The 19783-nt window shown below is 31.9% G+C and carries 19 protein-coding genes; 12 read left to right on the top strand and 7 right to left on the bottom strand.

The window, feature by feature from the left end; all coding sequences use genetic code 11:
* Positions 1–4 precede the first annotated feature (4 nt).
* A complete protein-coding gene (locus GM3708_RS15795; protein ID WP_066348938.1) occupies positions 5–1015 on the bottom strand; it encodes a hypothetical protein in 1011 nt (336 codons plus the stop codon).
* An 89-nt stretch (positions 1016–1104) separates the two neighbouring features.
* Here GM3708_RS15795 and GM3708_RS15790 point away from each other — a divergent pair, with 89 nt between their 5' ends.
* Positions 1105–1527: a hypothetical protein gene (locus GM3708_RS15790; RefSeq protein ID WP_066348937.1), complete on the top strand. Its 423-nt coding sequence runs from the start codon at positions 1105–1107 to the stop codon at positions 1525–1527.
* Positions 1528–1610: 83 nt separating this feature from the next.
* Positions 1611–2252, top strand: coding sequence for a hypothetical protein (locus GM3708_RS15785; protein WP_066348935.1), 642 nt, complete (start codon positions 1611–1613; stop codon positions 2250–2252).
* Positions 2253–2254: 2 nt separating this feature from the next.
* On the opposite strand, the gene GM3708_RS15780 is transcribed toward GM3708_RS15785, so the two are convergent.
* Positions 2255–4930 carry an efflux RND transporter permease subunit gene (locus GM3708_RS15780; protein WP_066348934.1) on the bottom strand — a complete coding sequence of 892 codons (2676 nt, stop codon included), beginning with the start codon at positions 4928–4930 and terminating at the stop codon, positions 2255–2257.
* A 219-nt stretch (positions 4931–5149) separates the two neighbouring features.
* Here GM3708_RS15780 and GM3708_RS15775 point away from each other — a divergent pair, with 219 nt between their 5' ends.
* From GM3708_RS15775 to GM3708_RS15730, 10 genes are all read left to right on the top strand, one after another.
* A complete protein-coding gene (locus GM3708_RS15775; RefSeq protein ID WP_066348933.1) occupies positions 5150–5887 on the top strand; it encodes a DUF1997 domain-containing protein in 738 nt (245 codons plus the stop codon).
* Between the two features lie 49 nt (positions 5888–5936).
* Complete coding sequence (locus GM3708_RS15770) at positions 5937–6830, top strand: DUF4922 domain-containing protein (protein WP_066348931.1); 894 nt, start codon at positions 5937–5939, stop codon at positions 6828–6830.
* 61 nt (positions 6831–6891) lie between these two features.
* Positions 6892–7308, top strand: coding sequence for a Holliday junction resolvase RuvX (gene ruvX / locus GM3708_RS15765; RefSeq protein WP_066348929.1), 417 nt, complete (start codon positions 6892–6894; stop codon positions 7306–7308).
* A 223-nt stretch (positions 7309–7531) separates the two neighbouring features.
* Complete coding sequence (murA, locus tag GM3708_RS15760) at positions 7532–8824, top strand: UDP-N-acetylglucosamine 1-carboxyvinyltransferase (RefSeq protein ID WP_144439333.1); 1293 nt, start codon at positions 7532–7534, stop codon at positions 8822–8824.
* Between the two features lie 303 nt (positions 8825–9127).
* Positions 9128–9493, top strand: a complete 366-nt coding sequence (locus GM3708_RS15755) for a response regulator transcription factor (RefSeq protein WP_066348924.1) — start codon at positions 9128–9130, stop codon at positions 9491–9493.
* Positions 9494–9812: 319 nt separating this feature from the next.
* Entirely contained in the window at positions 9813–10352 is a 540-nt protein-coding gene (locus GM3708_RS15750; protein WP_066348922.1) for a chemotaxis protein CheW, read from the top strand.
* A gap of 71 nt (positions 10353–10423) precedes the next feature.
* A complete protein-coding gene (locus tag GM3708_RS15745; RefSeq protein WP_066348921.1) occupies positions 10424–13183 on the top strand; it encodes a HAMP domain-containing methyl-accepting chemotaxis protein in 2760 nt (919 codons plus the stop codon).
* A gap of 141 nt (positions 13184–13324) precedes the next feature.
* Positions 13325–14089 carry an MlaE family lipid ABC transporter permease subunit gene (locus GM3708_RS15740; protein WP_082714161.1) on the top strand — a complete coding sequence of 255 codons (765 nt, stop codon included), beginning with the start codon at positions 13325–13327 and terminating at the stop codon, positions 14087–14089.
* Between the two features lie 71 nt (positions 14090–14160).
* On the top strand, positions 14161–15096 hold the full coding sequence (locus GM3708_RS15735; protein ID WP_066348917.1) for an NAD-dependent epimerase/dehydratase family protein: 936 nt from the start codon (positions 14161–14163) through the stop codon (positions 15094–15096).
* Between the two features lie 444 nt (positions 15097–15540).
* On the top strand, positions 15541–16290 hold the full coding sequence (locus tag GM3708_RS15730; RefSeq protein ID WP_066348916.1) for a hypothetical protein: 750 nt from the start codon (positions 15541–15543) through the stop codon (positions 16288–16290).
* A 90-nt stretch (positions 16291–16380) separates the two neighbouring features.
* Here the strand turns inward: GM3708_RS15730 and GM3708_RS15725 are convergent, their stop codons facing one another.
* The 5 genes from GM3708_RS15725 to GM3708_RS15705 all read right to left on the bottom strand — a co-directional run bounded on the left by GM3708_RS15725 (position 16381) and on the right by GM3708_RS15705 (position 19777).
* Positions 16381–16974 (bottom strand): TerD family protein, encoded by a 594-nt coding sequence (locus GM3708_RS15725; RefSeq protein ID WP_066348914.1) that lies wholly within the window; start codon positions 16972–16974, stop codon positions 16381–16383.
* Between the two features lie 152 nt (positions 16975–17126).
* Positions 17127–17702: a TerD family protein gene (locus GM3708_RS15720; RefSeq protein WP_066348913.1), complete on the bottom strand. Its 576-nt coding sequence runs from the start codon at positions 17700–17702 to the stop codon at positions 17127–17129.
* 55 nt (positions 17703–17757) lie between these two features.
* Complete coding sequence (locus tag GM3708_RS15715; RefSeq protein WP_066348912.1) at positions 17758–18333, bottom strand: TerD family protein; 576 nt, start codon at positions 18331–18333, stop codon at positions 17758–17760.
* 150 nt (positions 18334–18483) lie between these two features.
* Positions 18484–19215 (bottom strand): dienelactone hydrolase family protein, encoded by a 732-nt coding sequence (locus GM3708_RS15710; protein ID WP_066348910.1) that lies wholly within the window; start codon positions 19213–19215, stop codon positions 18484–18486.
* A gap of 28 nt (positions 19216–19243) precedes the next feature.
* On the bottom strand, positions 19244–19777 hold the full coding sequence (locus GM3708_RS15705) for a dCMP deaminase family protein (RefSeq protein ID WP_066348908.1): 534 nt from the start codon (positions 19775–19777) through the stop codon (positions 19244–19246).
* Positions 19778–19783 lie beyond the last annotated feature (6 nt).

Here is a 19783-nt window from a genome sequence, read left to right as displayed (position 1 = left end):
AACCTTAATTTATAATGATAAAATCATTACCTACTACAGCGTTTCGAGCTAACAATTTGCCATTTATATCTTCAATATTAAACTTATAAAAATTAAGAGTTTTAACTTTATCAAATATATCTTTAACTAAATTATTTTGTTGACTATTATTTAAACTATACCAATCTTGACTCATAGTAATTATTAAATTATTATTACTAAAATTAGCTTCTATTTTTATAATTAATTTCTTTTGATACTTATTAGTAATATCAGCAATTTGAGTTTCAATGTTTTGTAATAAAGACTGCTCAGGAGTTAATGGTAAAGATAAATATTCTTCAAGAGGATTCTCATTTTTATTCTTTATATTTTCATCATCAAGATTATTGTTATCTTTTATTTTATCTTCATTTTTGATTATATTTTCTTCTATTTTATCATTGATTATTTCTAAAGAATTAGAATTATTTAATAAAGTATTATTATCAATTGGATTCTCATTATTTTCTTCTGTAGAAATATTTTTATTATCTATAATAGGAGTATTATCAATGGTTATTTTATTTTCTTGAGATTCTTGATACTCCATTTGACTATTATTGTCGCTATTTTTAGATAAATTAACAGTAATATTAGGCTTAAACCACCAAATTAATAAATTACTAAAAAGACTGATTATCAAAGCAATAACTAAAATTAAATTTGTCCTATTTTTCTTGTCTTTTTTTAAATCAATATTTCTTTTCTTTTGATTATTATTAATTTCATAATATTCATCATTATCATTAATAATTGTTCGAACTAAATTTTCCTCATTATCAACTTGAGAAGTTCTAAGCTGTAAATAATCTACTAAGGCATTACTAGAATTAAGTAATCTTTCTACAACTTTTAAATTAGGTAAATCTTTGATAGATTTTTGATTAATAATATTGATAGCTTTTTCTAATTGAAGAATAGTTCTTTTTAAGGTTTTTTTAATTTCAATAGATGAATTATTATTATTATCAGAATTTTGGTAATTTTCCACCATAGTATTTAAAAATCTTACTGTCTTAATCTACTAATTATATGAATAATAGCTTACGACAAAAGAACAATAGTTTATAAAAAAAGATATTTATGACCAATAAAATTTTACTCCAAATATGTCTATTTATTTTAGTATTATGTACAGGTTGCGAAAATAGTCAACCACCTTTAGAATTTGCACCGAATCCTCCCATTATTGAAAAAGCTATTATTTTTAAACTTCAAAGACAACATCAATATTTAAGTGAACAGTTACAAATAAAAGCTCCTAAGTTACATGTGACAAAAATCAATATTGAAAAAATTGAACCTACTATGATTAATAATTTACCAACTTATCATTTAGAAGGCACATATAAATTAGATTTCAAGCAAAATAGAGGAAAAAATCGCATTATAAATAATAGTTTTAATTTAGATTTACAAAGACAACCTAAAGGTTATACGTGGAGAATATTAATAAATACAAAAGAAAAAAATTCAGAAAAATATTCTAGTTATCAAATTTGGTAATCTGTATTTTAGTTTACATTTTTAACTTTTAAATCAAACTATTATACTTCTCATTAACTTATTATTATCTTATAAATTTAGCTATGAAACTACTTCTTTTAGAAGAATTAACCCAACAAGGAATTTCGTCATCAGAAATCAAAAGATCTTTAACCTTAAATTACTTCGGAAAAACTTTTCATCGTCAATCAGATTTACCTAAAAAATTCAAAGAAAAAGCCTTAAACTTATGCCAAGAGATGATAAAAAAAGGTAAAGAAAGTTTTATTATAGATACCAACTATTCTTATACAATATGGGTAGAAGAAGATACAGTTAAAGAAATAATTGAATCTCAAGACTTCACAGTAATCAAAAAAGAAATTGAGGAATATAATCCCGAAGAATCTAATCATTTTTCATTATCTTCTTTCAATGATAATCAGACAGAAATTGATATAGAAACAACATTTATAGATAGAAAAGAGATTAATAACCAAACAATATTTTTAGAGGAAGATTATAATCTTTTTCAGTCTAGTGATAGTGAAAATATTCAAGAAAAAACGAAAGAAAATAAGAATAAAAGACAGCTTATATCTGATTCATTAGAAATAACAGAAGATGTAAAAAAATATCGAGGAGCCACCATTAATCAAACGACTGATAACCAAATTATAGTTGAAAATCAAACATTATCTAATCATAAAGTAAAACCTAGAACTTATCGTGGTATTGCTTATTAACTTCATTTATTTTTATTTTGAATTTTTAACCAACAATCTTCCACAATGGTATAAAAGACAGGCACGAAAACTAAACATAGAATGGTCGAGGTTAATAAACCACCAATAATTGCCACTGCCATTGGTTGTCTTAATTCTGCACCTGCACCAAATCCCATCGCAATGGGTAACATTCCTAAAATAGTCGAAAAAGTTGTCATTAAAATCGGGCGCAATCTCGTCATTCCCGTTATTATAATTGCTTCTTGACGGGATATTCCTCGGCGACGAAGTTGATTAGCATAATCTACCAATAATAAAGCGTTTTTATCTAATAATCCCAACAGAAAAATAACCCCTAGTAAAGAAATCATACCAAAGGCACTTTGAGTGATTAGTAAGGCTAACATAGCACCAACAATAGATAAAGGTAGTGATAAAGCCACGACTATTGGTTCTAGTAAACTGCCAAATAATGCCCATAGTAACAATAGCATAAAGGCGATGGATAAGATAAAAATGATACTAAATTGTCTTGCAATTTCTGCCATTCTTGCAGAATCTCCGCCCACCGAAAGGGTAACATCAGGAAATAAAATGGGTTGAATCTTGTTTACTACTTCAGAAGTTAAATCTCCCAAAGCTTCTCCTTTTCCCAAATTAGCAGAAAAAGTAATTGACCGTTTACCATTAAAATGTTCAATCATCGTGATATTATTTTCCTCAGTGAAAATTTCTGAGGGGGAAATAGTTAAGTCTGTTAACCCTGAAAAATTTGCTAATTTCTCTTTAACTTTATTGGCACTTTGATTCAAAGAAGTAAGATTATCACTTATTAACCGAAAAGAAAAAGGTTTCTCATCTCCTGTGTCAACAAATTTAATATCTTCAACGCTGATATTAACTCCTCTAAGACTAGGTAAACTTTCCCTAATTTTAGTTTGCACCTCGAAAGTATTTAATGTTCGAGCTCTTTTTAACTTAACATAAATTTTGCCTAGATTTGGTTGCCCTCGAAAACCAACTATATTAAAAATAGATTCTATTTCAGGAGTGTCTAAAATCAACGTCTCAATTTTTTCCCCGACACGACGAGTACGTCTTAAAATAAAACCATTGGGATTATCTTTTATTTCTCCTATCCAGTTAAAAGTGGAATTATTATCATTGACAGCAGAAGTTTTTTCTTGATTTTCATTAATTTTCCAGTCACGAGGAATTTTTGGCAATTCGGTAGTATAAACAATATTAAATTCTCCCCTATCTAATTGAGGAATAAAACCCTGAGGAATAAAAGGAATTAAAGCGATACCAAGAATAAAACTCACTAAAGTCGCAATTAAAACTATTTTACGGTGAGATAATGACCAAATTAATAAATTACGATATTTTCTGATAATTTTATTACTAATATTTGTCACCCTAGAATTTTTCATCTTTTCCTGATGCTTTTTCCCTTTTAACCAAAACATAGCTAAAACAGGGGATAAAGTGCGTGCGACTAAAAGAGAAATTATCACCGCCGCCGAAACAGTTAAACCAAAAGGTTTAAAAAATTGCCCAACATTTCCGCTAGTTAATGCCACTGGTAAAAAAACCGCCACAATTGTTAAAGTCGAAGCTGATACTGTTAAACCAATTTCATCACTACCTTTGATGGCAGCTTCTTTAGGTGAGTCACCATTGTCAATATGACGCATAATATTTTCGACATCTACAATGGCATCATCGACAACAATCCCAATGACTAAGGCTAAAGCTAATAAAGTAATGGTTTCTAAATTAAAATTACCTATCGCCATGACAATAAAAGTGCCTAGTAAAGAAATCGGAATGGCTAAAGCAGTGATAAAAGTAGCGGTAAAATCGCCAAGAAAAGGAAAAATTATCAAGACTGCTAATATAATCGCCAAGAAAAGAGTATCAATAGTTGCTTGAGTTGCTTCTTTGATATAATCTGCTTCTGTTTGTGCCACATTTATCGTTATATCTGTTAAGGAAGATTCTAATTTTTTAATAACAGATTCAACGGATTTTACCACTTCTAAAGTATTTCCATCTCCCCGTTTAATAACTTGAATTCCTAAACCTTCTTTACCATTAAAACTGACAAAACTAGGAGTAATATTGTCATCTTCAGTCACATCTAACCCTAAAACCTTCACCTTCAAAATACCGTCAATATTTCCTAAAGCCGGAAGAATTTGATTATTCGCTACTTGTGTTATTTCTTCTAAACTTTTTTTATCGCTAGTTAAAACATAACTAATAACGGAAGATTCGTTGAGATTGTAAGGGATAATTTCAATTTTTGCATCCTTTGGTAAATTAACATTTATAATGGTATTTTCAATAATTTTGGTTGCTGAATCGAGAGTATCCCCTGCAAAAAAAAGAGAAGTAATGACTGTTTCATTGGGATAAGTATAAGAAACAATATTTTCTATTGACTCAAGACTTAGTAAAGGTTTTTGTAAAGGATTCGTTAGTTTTTTTTCCGTCTCAATAACAGTTTCCAAATTTCCCGAAGCGCGAATAATCACCACAGGAAAAGTCACGTCAGGAAATAAAGCATATTGAAGAGAAGAAAAAGCCAATAATCCTGCGACACTTATCGCTATCCAAAAATTAATCGTTAACCAAGGATGTTGAATAGCGAGGCGAGAGATATTTAACCGTTGGCGTAAAGAAAAATTCATGAATAGTTTAAGGATAGATTGATTAAAAATTGAGAATTAGGGATTAATTAAGGATTAAGAATTAGAAATATAAACAAAAAAAATTTGACAAAAAATGCTAATTTGTTACTAATGAATCAATAATTGATCTATATAATATTCGATACTTAATATCGTTAAAAAATTAATTGTCAACTGTCCATTGTCAATTGTCAACTACTAAACGTCAATTGCTAAACTATGTTAGAGTCAAATATTTCTCCAGAAAATAAACAAAACAATTTAATAGAAAATTCTTTTAGCGATGAGGAATTAGAAATTTTTGAACAAGAGCCTGTAACTTTTCAATCATGTTTTTGCGGTATCTTGGAAATGTATAGCGATGAAGACACTGTGGCAAATTATCTCAATGATCATCAAGGCTGGTTTGTTAGATGTGCCTCTCCCATGAAAGCAGAGCCTTTCGGGGAAAACGGCTATACTTTAATTATTGGTCATTATGGCGCTTTTGGCTACAACGTCGAACCACAAATGAGTGTAATACTAGAACCTCCACAATCTAACCATTATTCTATGTATTCGGTGAATAATCCTGAGTTTAATCATCAAGGTTATGAGGTAAATTATATTTCTAACATGGAAATAGAATCAATCCCCGTATCTCAAGCATCCACAGGCATCGAAAAGGTTTATTGCCAACACGGGAAAATTTCTTTGCCTGAAATCATCACGAAAATTAATTGGCAGTTAGATTTAGAAGTAAAAGTTAAATTTCCTAAATTTATTTATAAATTACCTATGTCAGCCATTAGAAGTACAGGAGATCGCCTTTTAACTCAAATAGTCAAACAAGTATCACCTCGTTTAAGTTATAAAGTACAAAAAGATTTTCATTCTCGTTTTGATTTACCAATTCCGCCGAAAACTGCCCGCACTTGTAATGCCGTCAACTCATCTATGATTAAAAAAAATCAGTAATAACTAAAGTTTTTATGTGATAATGTCACCTGTCAATTAAATTTAAAATATGATCGAAAATAATCTAAGTTTGTGGGAAAAAATAGAATTAGTGACGCAAGAAGCCTTAGTCAAAAAAGTCTTACATCCTATTCCTACTCACTATCAAATTGTAGAAGAAAATGGCATCAAATTTATTGTTAGAATTTTAGATAATTTAGATAAAAAAGAGAAAGCGAAGAAACAACAAAAGGAAAAACAAAAAGAATCTAACTACAAATTTAATCCTTTTCTACCCTATGAAAAAGATTTATTTATTACTGATATTAATGAAAATTATGTACTAATTTTAAATAAATATAATGTAGTTAATCATCATTTATTAGTTATTACCCGTGAATTTGAATCTCAAGATACTATTTTAACTCTTGAGGATTTTACCGCTTTATGGATAGTATTTAAGCAAATAAATGGCTTAGGTTTTTATAATGGTGGCAAAATTGCTGGTGCATCTCAACCCCATAAACATTTACAAATAGTACCTTATCCTTTAGTGCCAGAAATTGATACTTTACCTATTAATAATTTAATTTTAAGTAATAAAAATGAAGATAATATTATCACTTTAAAATCACTACCATACTCACAAGCTGTTAGTTTTTTTGAGGATATAACTCACAAGTCCCCACAAGAATTAGGTAAAATAACTTTTGATTATTACTATCAAATATTAGCTAAATTAAATATAAAAATAAAAGATAATAAACCTTCAATTAATTATAACTTATTAATAACAAAAGATTGGATGATGGTAATACCGAGAAAACAAGAAAAAATAGAATCAATATCAATTAATTCTTTAGGTTTTGCAGGAGCTTTATTAGTAAAAAATAATATAGAATTAGAGTTTTTACTTAAATATAAACCTTTAGAGATTTTGACGAAAACAGCATTTAATAATTAATGATCAATACTATAAAAAGTGATGTTTAACCTTATTAAGAGTTATTTTAGAGAAAAAATTAATGGAAAGAATTTCAGTATTGGGATTAGATATAGGCTTGAGAAGAATCGGAGTCGCTGGTTGTGATGGCTTAGGAATGTTAGCAACAGAATTAACTACCGTTATTCGTGCTTCTTTTAAAGATGATGTGGAAGCATTTCGCAAAATAGTTGCCCAAAGAGAAGCAAATCGCTTAATTGTTGGCATCCCTTATACAATGAATGGTGAAGTTGGATTTCAAGCTAAACAAGTAATGAAATATGCCAAAAGATTAAGTAACGCCTTAGAATTGCCTTTAGAATTTGTCGATGAAAGATTAACTTCTATTGAAGCAGAAGAACAACTGCGTGAAGCTAAAAAATTTTCTCACTATAATAAAGGCTTAATTGATAAACGTGCTGCTGCCATTATCTTACAGCAATGGCTAGATAACAATTAACAATTAATAATTATGAAAAGCTGAAAATTTATCCTATTACACCATTATCTTTTGCCTACCAATAAATTTAGTTTTTGAGAAACTTTATGAGAAAAATGTAACAAAAGGGAATTTATCAGGTAGAATCAAGACGAAATTGTGACAAAACTTTATATTAAAAGAATTAAATTCGGAGGACAAAACTATAAATAATTCTACAGAAAACCTCGTCTCCAATAATATTATCTCTAATTCTAATCCTCAACCAGCATTAGAAATTATTGGTAGAAATCCTCTTCAAGGCACAGTAAAAATTAGTGGTGCAAAAAACTCTGCTTTAGCTATTATGGCTGGTACATTACTTTGTGCAGATGATTGTCGTTTATCTAATATGCCTAGCCTTGCAGATATTAATACAATGGGGCAAGTTTTAGCTTCTCTTGGGGTTAAAATAAAAAAAATAGGTTCAAATTGGGAATTCAATCCTCGTGATTTAAAAGCCATTAAAGCCCCTTATGAATTAGTTTCTCAGTTACGGGCTAGTTTTTTCGTCATTGGTCCTATTTTAACTCGTTTAGGTGTAGCACAAGTTCCTCTACCAGGCGGTTGTGCCATCGGTTCTCGTCCTGTAGAGCTTCATGTTAGAGGATTACAGGCTATGGGTGCGAATGTAACTATTGAACATGGTGTCGTTAATGCCTCTGTAAAAGGTAGTAGTGGACGTTTAAAAGGTGCAAATATTTTTTTGGATTATCCCAGTGTTGGGGCGACAGAAACCATCATGATGGCGGCAACTTTAGCTGACGGTGAAACTGTCATCGAAAATGCCGCTAAAGAGCCTGAAATTGTCGATTTAGCTAACTTCTGTAATAGTATGGGTGCAAAAATTAGTGGTGCTGGTACAGATTCTATTGTTATTAAAGGGGTTGAACGTTTACATAGTACTGACTATCAGATTATACCCGATCGCATCGAAGCTGGAACTTTTTTGGTAGCTGGAGCAATTACTCACTCAGAAATTTTTGTTACTTCCGTCAATCATGATCATTTAATTCCTGTCATCGCCAAATTATCAGAAATAGGTTGTAAAGTCATCCAAGAAGATGAAAATACTTTACGCACTCTTCCAGGTGAATTAAAAGCTAGTGACATTGAAACTTTACCTCATCCGGGTTTTCCTACTGATATGCAAGCACAATTTATGGCACTTTTAACCATTAGTGAAGGTAATAGTTTAGTTACTGAAACAGTCTTTGAAAATCGCTTACGTCATGTAGCTGAACTTAAACGCATGGGAGCAAATATCAAAGTCAAAGGTAATTCTGCTCACGTAGTTGGTGTGTCAATGTTATCAGGTGCTCCTGTTATGGCAACAGACTTAAGAGCTTCTGCGGCACTTGTTTTAGCTGGTTTAGCCGCTAATGGTAAAACTATTGTACAGGGTTTACAGCATCTTGATCGAGGCTATGAAAACTTAGAGCAAAAGTTGCAAGGTTTAGGTGCAAAAATTCAACGTTTGAGTGATTATCAATCTTAATTTTTAATTAGATTAGGAAATAGTAATTGATTTCTCATTACTTGGGTGAATAGCATTCACCCCTCAAAATTTTATAATTTTTTCATTCTCTTTTCATCGCCTTTATGAAATAGCACTATGCGATCGCTAAAAACTAGATTTTCAAGCAAGTTTAGTCTATTTGTATAATAAATTAATTATTAAAAAAAGCTCCTCTCGCTTTGTGGGGAAAAAAGATAAAAAACCTTTTCCTTGTTCACTGTTCATTCTTAATGGTCGATCAAGATATACAATTATGATAATAGCAGAAACGTAGTAATAATTATGAGTACAGTGTTGCTTGTCGAAGATAGTTTATCGACAAGAAAAATGATTAGTGAATTATTGATAAAACAAGGGTTAAAGGTTGAAATAGCAGTTGATGGAGTAGAAGCCTTAGAAATATTACCAACGATTAGTCCTGATCTTGTGGTGTTAGATATAGTCATGCCAAAAATGAATGGTTATGAAGTTTGTCGAAATATTAAATCAAATCCTAATACGAAGAATGTACCTGTTTTGATTTGCTCGTCTAAAGGAGAAGATTTTGATCGCTATTGGGGTATGAAACAAGGAGCAGATGCTTATATAGCAAAACCATTTCAACCAAAAGAACTTATTGCCACTATTAGACAATTACTCAAAGGATAGTAGTGTTAATTTAGTGTTTACCTCAAGTTTCAAGATCAATCAAGAGTAGGAGCTCAAAATAATTGAACAAATAATTAATTAATTCAAACAGTAAAATAAAATATAGACTAAAAATATGTAATTTATTCACTTAACTATCTAAATTTGATAATTATAGGCAAATAATTTTCATTATCTATAATCCTTTAAACCTTGAATCAAATTATTTTTTTCCCAAATGCCCAATTATCTATTCTGTGTCTAGGATCTGAAAGATTCACTCCAATGCTAAATAACATATTGTAATGATATTGAGAAAAATTTAATACTTAGTAAAAAAATGGCTGATAATCAAAACTATCCAGAATTAATTAATAATTCTCAAGTGTCTCTTGGTATAGAACAAGATGTAGAAGGAGTACAAATTCCCGATGGTGAACTACATCTTCGTTTTACTTTGCCATCAGGAGATAAATTTGCACTTCCGGCGGCTGGTATTCGAGAGGTAATTCAACAAGAGCCAGAAAGAATTACTCCTATTCCCAATGCTTCACCATTACTATTAGGTACGATTAATCTTCGGGGAGAAATTATTTGGGTAGCTGACTTAGGACAGTTTTTGGGTTATCCTAATATGTTAAATACAGACAGGAGCGAAATTCCCGTTATTGCTATTGAAGAACAAGAAACCATTTTAGGGTTAGCAGTAGATAGATTAGGTGCAATGCAGTGGTTAGACGTGGATACTTTGCAAATCACTCAAAATGTTCCGGATCATATCTCACCTTATATTCAAGGAGAATGGTTAGATGAGCGAAATAACTATGTTCGACTTTTAGATCAAATAGCTATTCTTCGCTCTGCTCGTTGGGTAGCATAAACAGAAAGCATATTTATTATATCAGTCACCAAGATTAAATAACGAACTTAGCAATTGACGGAGAAGGCACAATGGTATCGGAAACTGATTATCAACAAAGATATGGACAAGCTCAAACAGCTTATCTGGAAGGTGATTTAGAGACTGCTAATAATATTACAGACTCAATTATCGAAGATTATCCTCATGATCCTAGTGTTTTATTACTTAAGGGTCATATTCATTTACGTCAACAAAAATATGAAATTGCAAAAGCAACTTATGAAGAAGTATTGAGTTTAACAGATCATCAAGATTTAGTTAGCCTAGCTCATCAAGGATTAACGCAAATACAAGAAGAAGAATTAGATAATTTTTATCCTGACGAAGTAGAAACTCCTGATTTTGAAGATGATATTGAGGAAATTGATGATGACGAGCCGAATGATAATTGGACTAGTAGCATTCAATTTGATAGTATTGACTGGGATGTTGAAGATTTAGAAGAAGAAGAAATTGAAGATCCAACCTTACAACAAAATGCACCTTTAAATAGAGATTTTTCCTCTCCTCCTCCGAAAGCAAAATCTTCTTCTCCTTCAGACAATGATAGTTTTAATCCCTTTGATGACGATGATGATGATGATACGGCGGCGAATGTAGTTATTGATTTTTCCAAGAATGACAATCAAAATTCAGAATTTGAGCCTTTGGCGGATAATTTATTGGAGATGGATATTGACGAGTCTGATTTTGATGGTTTTGGGAATGATGAAAATGATTTTGATGCCAATGATTTACAAGAAACTGGTACTCCTACTTTTGTAGTTTCTTCTGATGAACCTGAGTTAAGTGATTTAGAAAAAATGTTAACTGGAGGTTCAGAATTATTAGGTAATTTTGATGAAGATTTCGGCGATTATAGTTCTGAATTAGAGCCTTTAACTTCTGCGAAAAAATCTACTTCTTTTAATACTGAAATTGATGAAGATGATCCTTTAGTGCCAGACGGAGAAGATAATTTCTTTTTTGCTCCTGATGAATTGGACGATATTCCTGATATTGGTGCTGATGAGTTACCTGTTTCTAGTATTTTTACTAAAGAGCAACGGGCTGATAAAAGTTTTAATAATATTATTGATAATAATGATAGTGTTTTTGATGATGATTTTGAAAATGAAATCACGGGTAGTTTTAGCTTTGATACTGATCGCATAAATCTTGATATAGAAGATGACGAAATAAGTGTTTCTTCTTCTTTGACAGATATATCCAGTACTCCTTTGTCTGTAAATGTTACCCCAGAAGTAGAAATTCCCCAAGGAAATCTTGCCCAATATTTTGATGTACCTTTATTTTCTAAACAATTAGTTCACGGTGGCGTGACGGGTTTAGTAACTTTTTTGGTAGTGTTTTTCGTAAGTATGTTACCTGCAACCATTACGCCTCAAACTGCAGAAATTAAAAATACAGTCACGAGTGCACAAAAGAAAGAAAATCAGAAACCATCGTCAACCACACAGCCGAAAAAAGAAACGGCAAAACCCACATCAAAACAATCTGTTAGCTATCCTTTTGGCAGTAGATTTTTCTTAAGTTTATTGGCAGGAATTGCCAGTGGAGGTTCAACGGTGGCAATGGGTTATTTGATGAGCAATCATATCAAACGTTATACTAATGACCTTCAAAATCAATTTGAGTCGGTTTATCAAGGTAATTATGAAGTAAAAGCCACAGTTTACTCTCAAGATGAATTTGGTACTCTAGCCGCAGGGTTTAACCAAATGGCGAAAATGATCAATACCACTACCACCGAAGCTCGAAAACGTGCGGAAGAAACAGAAAGAGCAAGAGAAGATTTACAACGCCAAGTTATCCGCCTTCTTGATGACGTGGAGGGAGCTGCTAGAGGAGATTTAACGGTACAAGCAGAAGTCACCGCAGACGTATTAGGTGCGGTAGCGGATGCTTTTAACCTAACCATTACTAACTTAAGAAAAATTGTTAAGCAGGTAAAACAGGCTGCCGTACAAGTAAATAAAGCTAGTACAGATAGTGAGGTATTCGCCCGAAATCAATCCAGTGACGCTTTAAGAATGGCTGAAGAACTAGCCGTAACTCTCAATTCCGTCCAAATGATGACGGACTCAATCCAAAGGGTAGCAGAAAACGCTAGAGAAGCGGAAGAAGTTGCTAGATCTTCTAGTGTTACAGCTCTTAAAGGTGGTGATGCGGTAGAAAGAACTGTGGCAGGTATTTTACAAATTAGGGAAACAGTATCAGAAACCACCAGAAAAGTTAAAAGATTAGCGGAAGCATCTCAACAAATTTCGACCATTGTCGCTGTTATTTCTCAAATTTCTTCTCGTACTAACCTTCTAGCATTAAATGCTTCGATTCAGGCGGCACGGGCGGGAGAAGCTGGTAGAGGATTTGCTATTGTTGCGGAAGAAGTGCGGCAGTTAGCTGATCGTTCTGCTAAATCTTTGCAAGAAATTGAACAAATCGTATTACAAATTCAAACGGAAACAGGTTCGGTAATGACGGCGATGGAAGAAGGTATCCAACAGGTAAGAGATGTAACTGATCGTTCTGAACAGGCAAAACGAGCTTTAGAAGATATTATTCAAGTATCTAACCGTATTGATGCTCTAGTAAGATCAATTACTGCTGACACCGATGAACAACGAGAAAATTCAAGGGGAGTGGCAAAAGTAATGCAAGCGGTAGAATTAACTGCTCAGGCAACTTCTCAAGAATCACAGCGTGTTGCTGGGTCGCTCCAAAATCTTGTGGGTATTGCGAAGGATTTAATTTCTTCTGTGGAACGTTTTAAAGTAGAAGGAAAATAATTAGTAATGAGAAATGAGGAAATTGGAATTAATGACCCATTACAAAATAAAAAATAAAATAATTATAAAATCAAAAATGATCAACTCTTATAATTTGTATATCCTTGCTCATTGCCTCACTTCTGCTGGAAGTCTAATGATGTGAATAAAGTATTTGAACGCTTATTATCAGGAATATTTTTGACAGGACAAATTTTGGTTCATATATTACAAACAAAAATCTATCGTAGTAATACTTTAGATCAAATGGCTTTTATCGGTCCTGCGTCCGTACCTATTGCTTTAATTACTGCGGCATCAGTGGGTATGGTATTTACTATTCAAGTGGCTAGAGAATTTATCTATTTTGGGGCAACCAGTGCCGTTGGTGGTGTATTAGCACTGGCTTTAACTCGTGAATTAGCACCAGTTTTGACCGCGGTAGTTTTAGCTGGAAGGGTTGGAAGTGCTTTTGCGGCAGAAATTGGTACCATGAAAGTAACAGAACAAATTGATGCTTTATATATTTTAAAAACTGATCCGATTGATTATTTAGTGACTCCGAGAGTCATTGCTTGTTCTTTAATGTTACCAGTTTTGAGTATTCTTTCTTTATTGGTGGGTATGACAGCAGGATTAATTATTTCTGATCTTCTTTATGATATTTCTAGCTCAATTTTTCTCGATTCTGTGCGAAATTTTCTCAAAACATGGGATATTGTGGTTTGTTTGATAAAATCATTGATTTTTGGTGCTTTGATTGCTATTATCGGCTGTAATTGGGGTTTAACTACCAGCGGTGGTGCTAAGGGTGTAGGGCGATCGACTACTGAAGCGGTGGTTATTTCTCTAATTTCTATTTTCATAACTAATTTTTTTCTTTCTTGGTTAATGTTTCAAGGTACAGGAAGTGCAGTGATAGAGTAATGAGTAAGTTGACAGTTGACAATAGATAATTGATAGTTAATTAAGAAAAGATTTTATTTAATAATCAATTTATGCGTATTCTTATCATGGGAGGAACTCGTTTTATCGGTGTTTCTCTAACTAAAATTTTAGTAGATCAAGGTCACGAAGTAGTTTTGTTTAATCGTGGCAATAAGCCTTGTCCCGTAAATGGTGTTAGTCAGATACATTGCGATCGCAAAGATATAACCCAATTACAGGAAAAATTAAAAGGACAAAAATTTGATGCAATTTTCGATAACAACGGACGAGAATTAAGTGATACGAAACCTTTAGTGGAACTATTCCAAGATAAAATTTCTCAGTTTATTTATGTTAGTTCAGCAGGAGTTTATTTGCCATCAGAACAAATGCCCCATAGAGAGGATGATGCTGTTGATTTACAAAGTCGCCATAAAGGTAAATATGAAACAGAACAATTTTTGAAAAATCAAGGTATTCCATTTACTTCTATTCGCCCTGTTTATATTTATGGTTCGGGCAATTATAATGATTTAGAAGCATGGTTTTTTGATCGATTAGTGCGAGATTTACCGATTTTAATACCTTCTAATGGTTTACATTTTACTCAATTTGGTCATGTGGAAGATTTAGCTATTGCCATGAGTAAAGTTTTAGGTAATTCTAATGCCATTGGACAAATTTATAATATTTCGGGAGATCGCTATGTTACCTTTAAAGGATTAGCTTTAGCTTGTGCCCAAGCCATAGGCAAACAACAAGAAGAAATAGAGATAAAATATTATGATCCTAATCAGTTTAATTTAGGAAAAAGAAAAGCATTTCCTATTAGAATGCAACATTTTTTTACTGATATTTCTAAAGCTCAAAAAGAATTAAATTGGCAACCTAAATATGACTTAGTATCAGGTTTAAAAGAGTCTTTTGAAAATGATTATTTACCATCGGGAAGAGATAAAATCGAAATAGATTTTAGTTTAGATCAAGAAATCTTAAATCAGATTTAATGTTTGTGGGGGGAGTAAGTTCAGATGTATCTGGGTTTACTGATGAAGGTGAGAGATGGTTAATGAGTAAGAGTTTCTTTGATTATTACTAATTTTCAAAAATGCAAGTTAAATTGGTTTTAGCTAATTAATAGCTAGTCGAAATCAATTGTAGAAATACTCTCCCTTCATCTTCTAACCTTTTTGCCACTGAGATGCTTTTAAAATTCGGGGTGAATTTGTTTAACCCTCACCTCTTCAACTTCATAACATTATGACTGTAATGAAAGGGAAACAATGACAACCTTCATGCTATACCTACACCATTGATAGTGTTTAAACGTGATCAAAATAATTATTCTGGATAACTTCTATTCTTGCTCTAATTATTCAAACAGTTGCTTATAGTAAAAAATTAAGCTAATCTAATTGTATTATTAACCATCAAATAGTGTAAAATCAGTAATGACTTCCGCATCACAATTTTCTGATCAATCTCAACAAAATCCTCCTTTAACAGATATAGAAGAATTAACTATTTCTTTTGTTATCAAAAACTTAAATCCAACGCTTTTAAGTTATGATTTTCTGAATATGAGTGGTATCGTGCCTAGTGATTGGGAATTAGCTAAACAACCGATTACTAATCAAAGAGGATCACAAGTTAGTTTTAAAAATGGTGTGAATATTATTGCCCAACCTAATAGCGTTAGTTTTATTGAAGGATTAGGTGCAAAAGAAGTTAAAGATCTTCAATTTGCTAATATCGCTAAAAAATATGTTGATAAGATGTCTAATGCTGAATATCAAGGTGTAAGTATTAGCCCTAAAATTATTGTCCCATTTTCTCAAGATGAAGAAGGCGGTAAAAATTTTATTAATGATACCTTATTAAATAAAGGATTATGGCGTGATTTTGAGAATGTTACTCCTCAAGCATCTTTAAATCTTTTTTACGAATTAAATGATCGTCAATTAGCATTAAATATTAATCCTGCAAAGTTACAACAATCTAATGATATAAGTATTTCTGCCGTTTTATTTGCTGGTAATTTTAATTATAATCTAAGCAATTTAGTAGGAGAAAATCGCTTAAATAAAATAACACAAATAATTGGTACTTGGAGTCAGGATTTACAAACTTTTAGAGAATTAATTTATCAAAAATTCTTACAAAAAGCTGTTGCTGAAAAAGCCAGTTTATTTGAAAGTTAAAAATTAAAAATTAACAATTAACAATTAATATTATGATCAATTTTTTCATTATAATATTTTAAGTGAACCACCTTTTCAGTAACTTAAAAACTAACTATAAAGTTTAGCAATATCCCCCAAACTTTTAGCAATAATACCATCACCTTTAGCTGTCATTTCCCAGTCATCATCAACACGGGTTAACTCTGCCATAATCATTCCTGTTTTTCCTTGATAACCATTTTTAGAAAGAGTATAACGGACGATTTCTTGATTATTAGCAATATTTACTAAACGAACAAAAGCATTTTCAACTTGTCCAAAATCTTGCTTTCTGGTAGTGGCTTCATAAATATTCACCACAAAAACGAGCTTACTAATATTACTAGGAATTAAAGGTAAATTGACATTAATTTCTTCATCATCACCGTCACCAGAACCTGTTAAATTATCTCCTAAATGATTAATAGCTGAAGAATTATGACGTAAGTTACCAAAATAAACTATATCACTATTCGACTTAAGTTTACCTCTCGAATCTAAGCATAAAACTGAAGCATCTAAATCAAAATCAGATTGAAATAAACCTCCTAATAAACCACTTTTTTTTGCCACATCCCAACCTAAACCACACATTAATTGTTGTAATTTTGGAGCTTCTTTTTTGAGAGAAATTTTTTGACCTTTTTGTAAATTAATAGCCATAATAATTAGTTGATAGTTTATATTATTGAGTCTTACTTATTACTCATTAATTAATTATTAAATATTTCTGAAAAAGAGATTTAAAGTCAATTTTTGCTTATAAATCATAAATTATTCTTCTGATTGCCTGTTGTCTGACTTCTAAAAAAAGTCTATTGATAACGATTAAGTAGTGATTGTAAACCCCCTTGATAACCAGCACCAACAGCATTCATCCGCCATTCTCCATCTTTACGATAAATTTCTGCCATAATTAAAGCCGTTTCAATGGAAAAGTTTTCCTCTAAGTCATAGCGTAAAATTTCCTCTTTGGTTTCTACGTTTACTAATCTGACAAAAGCATTTCTTACTTGTCCAAAATTGTGTCCTCTTTTTTCTGATTCATGAATAGTTACAGTTATAACTATCTTCTGAACATCTGCGGGAACTTTTCGTAAGTCAGCAATAATTCCTTCGTCATCTCCTTCTCCTTCCCCTGTCAAGTTATCTCCCATGTGTTTGACGGATTTTTGAGGATCTGGGCTGGTAAGATTGTTATAAAAGATAAAATGATTATCAGAAATTAGTTTCTCATTGGAGTTTAATAAAAATACAGAAGCATCAAGATCAAAATCTCCTCCTGTATCCGTCACGTTTGTATCCCAACCTAAACCAATAAATGCCGCTGTCAATCCGGGTGCAACTTTATCTAATGAAACTCTTTGTCCTTTTTGTAATGATATTGTCATAATTAATAATTAATAATTAATATTTGATATTTAATTCCTAATTCCTGATTTTTGATTATTGATAACGATTAAGTAAAGCCTGTAAACCTCCTTGATAACCAGCACCAACGGCATTCATACGCCATTCTCCATCTTTACGATAAATTTCCGTCATGATTAAAGCTGTTTCAATGGAAAAGTTTTCCTCTAAGTCATAGCGTAAAACCTCATCTTTGGTTTCCACATCTACTAATCTGACAAAGGCGTTTCTTACCTGCCCAAAATTTTGTCCTCTCTTCTCTGCCTCATGAATTGTCACAGTTACGACAATACGATTTATATCTGAAGGTACTTTACGCAAATCGACAATAACAACTTCGTCATCTCCATCTCCTTCTCCTGTCAGGTTATCTCCCATATGTTTTACCGATTTTTCAGGATCTGGACTGGTAAGATTATTATAGAAAATAAAATGCTCATCGGATATTAGTTTTTCTTTCGCATTTAACAAAAATACAGAAGCGTCTAAATCAAAGTCATATCCTGTATCAGTTACATTCGTATCCCAACCTAATCCGATAAAAGCGGCATTTAAGCCGGGGGCAATTTTGTCTAGGGAGACTCTTTGCCCTTTTTGTAATGATATTGCCATTAATCTTTTTTACAACAAAGTTTTCTTCTATTTATATATCAGTTTCATTTTTCTATTTTATGCACTGTTGAGAAAAATTTTGCCTTAATTTTGAAAATTAATAATCATGACACTTGAGTATTAACTTTTTTTCTATTTTTAGTCCAAAACCTAAATCATTTCTTTAAACAATTCTAATACTTTTTGCCATGCGTCTTGTGCCGATTCTTGATGATAACTTGCCCTTGCATCGCAAAAAAAGCCATGATCTGCATCAGGATAAAGAAATATTTGATGAGGAATATTAGCTATTTGTAATTCACGTTCAATATACTTAACTTGATCTTCAGGAATACTAGCATCTTTTAAGCCAAAAAAACAGTTTATTTTGCCTTTTATATCTTTCGTTCTCTCAATAGTAGCAAAATTTTCATTAGGACACCAATTAGCGATTCCTGCCCCATAGAATGATGCTGTAGCTTTAACGTCAGGTAAAGTTGCTCCTAGATATACTACATGACCGCCAAAGCAAAAACCAATTGTGCCTACTCCTGTTTTTTTGACGTTAGGTAATTGATATAAATAATTAATCGTAGCTTGAATATCACTTAATAATTCCTCGGCTTTGGTATTGTCTTTATATTTTCTCCCTATTTCGATACCTTTTGGGGTATAACCAGAAGTAAAATTAGGTGCTTGACGTTGATAAATAGCTGGAGCGATCGCAATATAACATTCTTTTGCAATCCGACAGGTAACATCTTTAATATGATCATTTACACCGAAAATTTCTTGGATAACAATCACAGCCGGTAAAATTTCGGTGGTATCTGGTTGTGCTAAAAAACCTTGAATTTGTAAGTCTTGATTCGGGATAATAACATCAGAAGTAATAATATTCATAAGTCAGAATTGGGCTATTAATGATGAATTATTTAGTAATAGAAACAGGCTCAATCAAAAATAAACTGGCTTTTTTCGCCACATTCTCACGAACTTTCATGGGATATAACTTAACTAAATTATCAGCCACAAAAGCATCTCTGACAATTAATTTTTCCCCCGAGTTAAAATTAGTTTCATAAAAAACCTCTTTAATTCCTGCGGAAATAACTAACTTTAAACAAGAAATACAAGGCTCAAGAGTAACATAAATAGTTGCTCCGTTAGTAGCAATACCGTGTCTAGCCGCTTGGGCAATGGCATTGGCTTCTGCGTGAACAGCTCTTGATGGTAATATTTTACTAGCATCACAGCTACTTAAACCCTCATAACAAAAACCTTGAGCGGTGCAATGAATTGAGCCTGATGGAGAGCCATTGTAACCCGTCGCTAATACTTGGCTATTTTTGACAATAACTGCACCTACAGGAAAAGCTAAACAAGTAGAGCGAGTAGCCGCTAATTTAGCCATTAACATAAAATATTCATCCCATGTTGGTCGATCTTTTTCTCTATCTTCCATTAATAA

Source organism: Geminocystis sp. NIES-3708, assembly GCF_001548095.1.
GTDB lineage: Bacteria > Cyanobacteriota > Cyanobacteriia > Cyanobacteriales > Cyanobacteriaceae > Geminocystis.
Note: the sequence above shows the minus strand (reverse complement) of the source record. Positions and strands in the feature narration are given on the sequence as shown.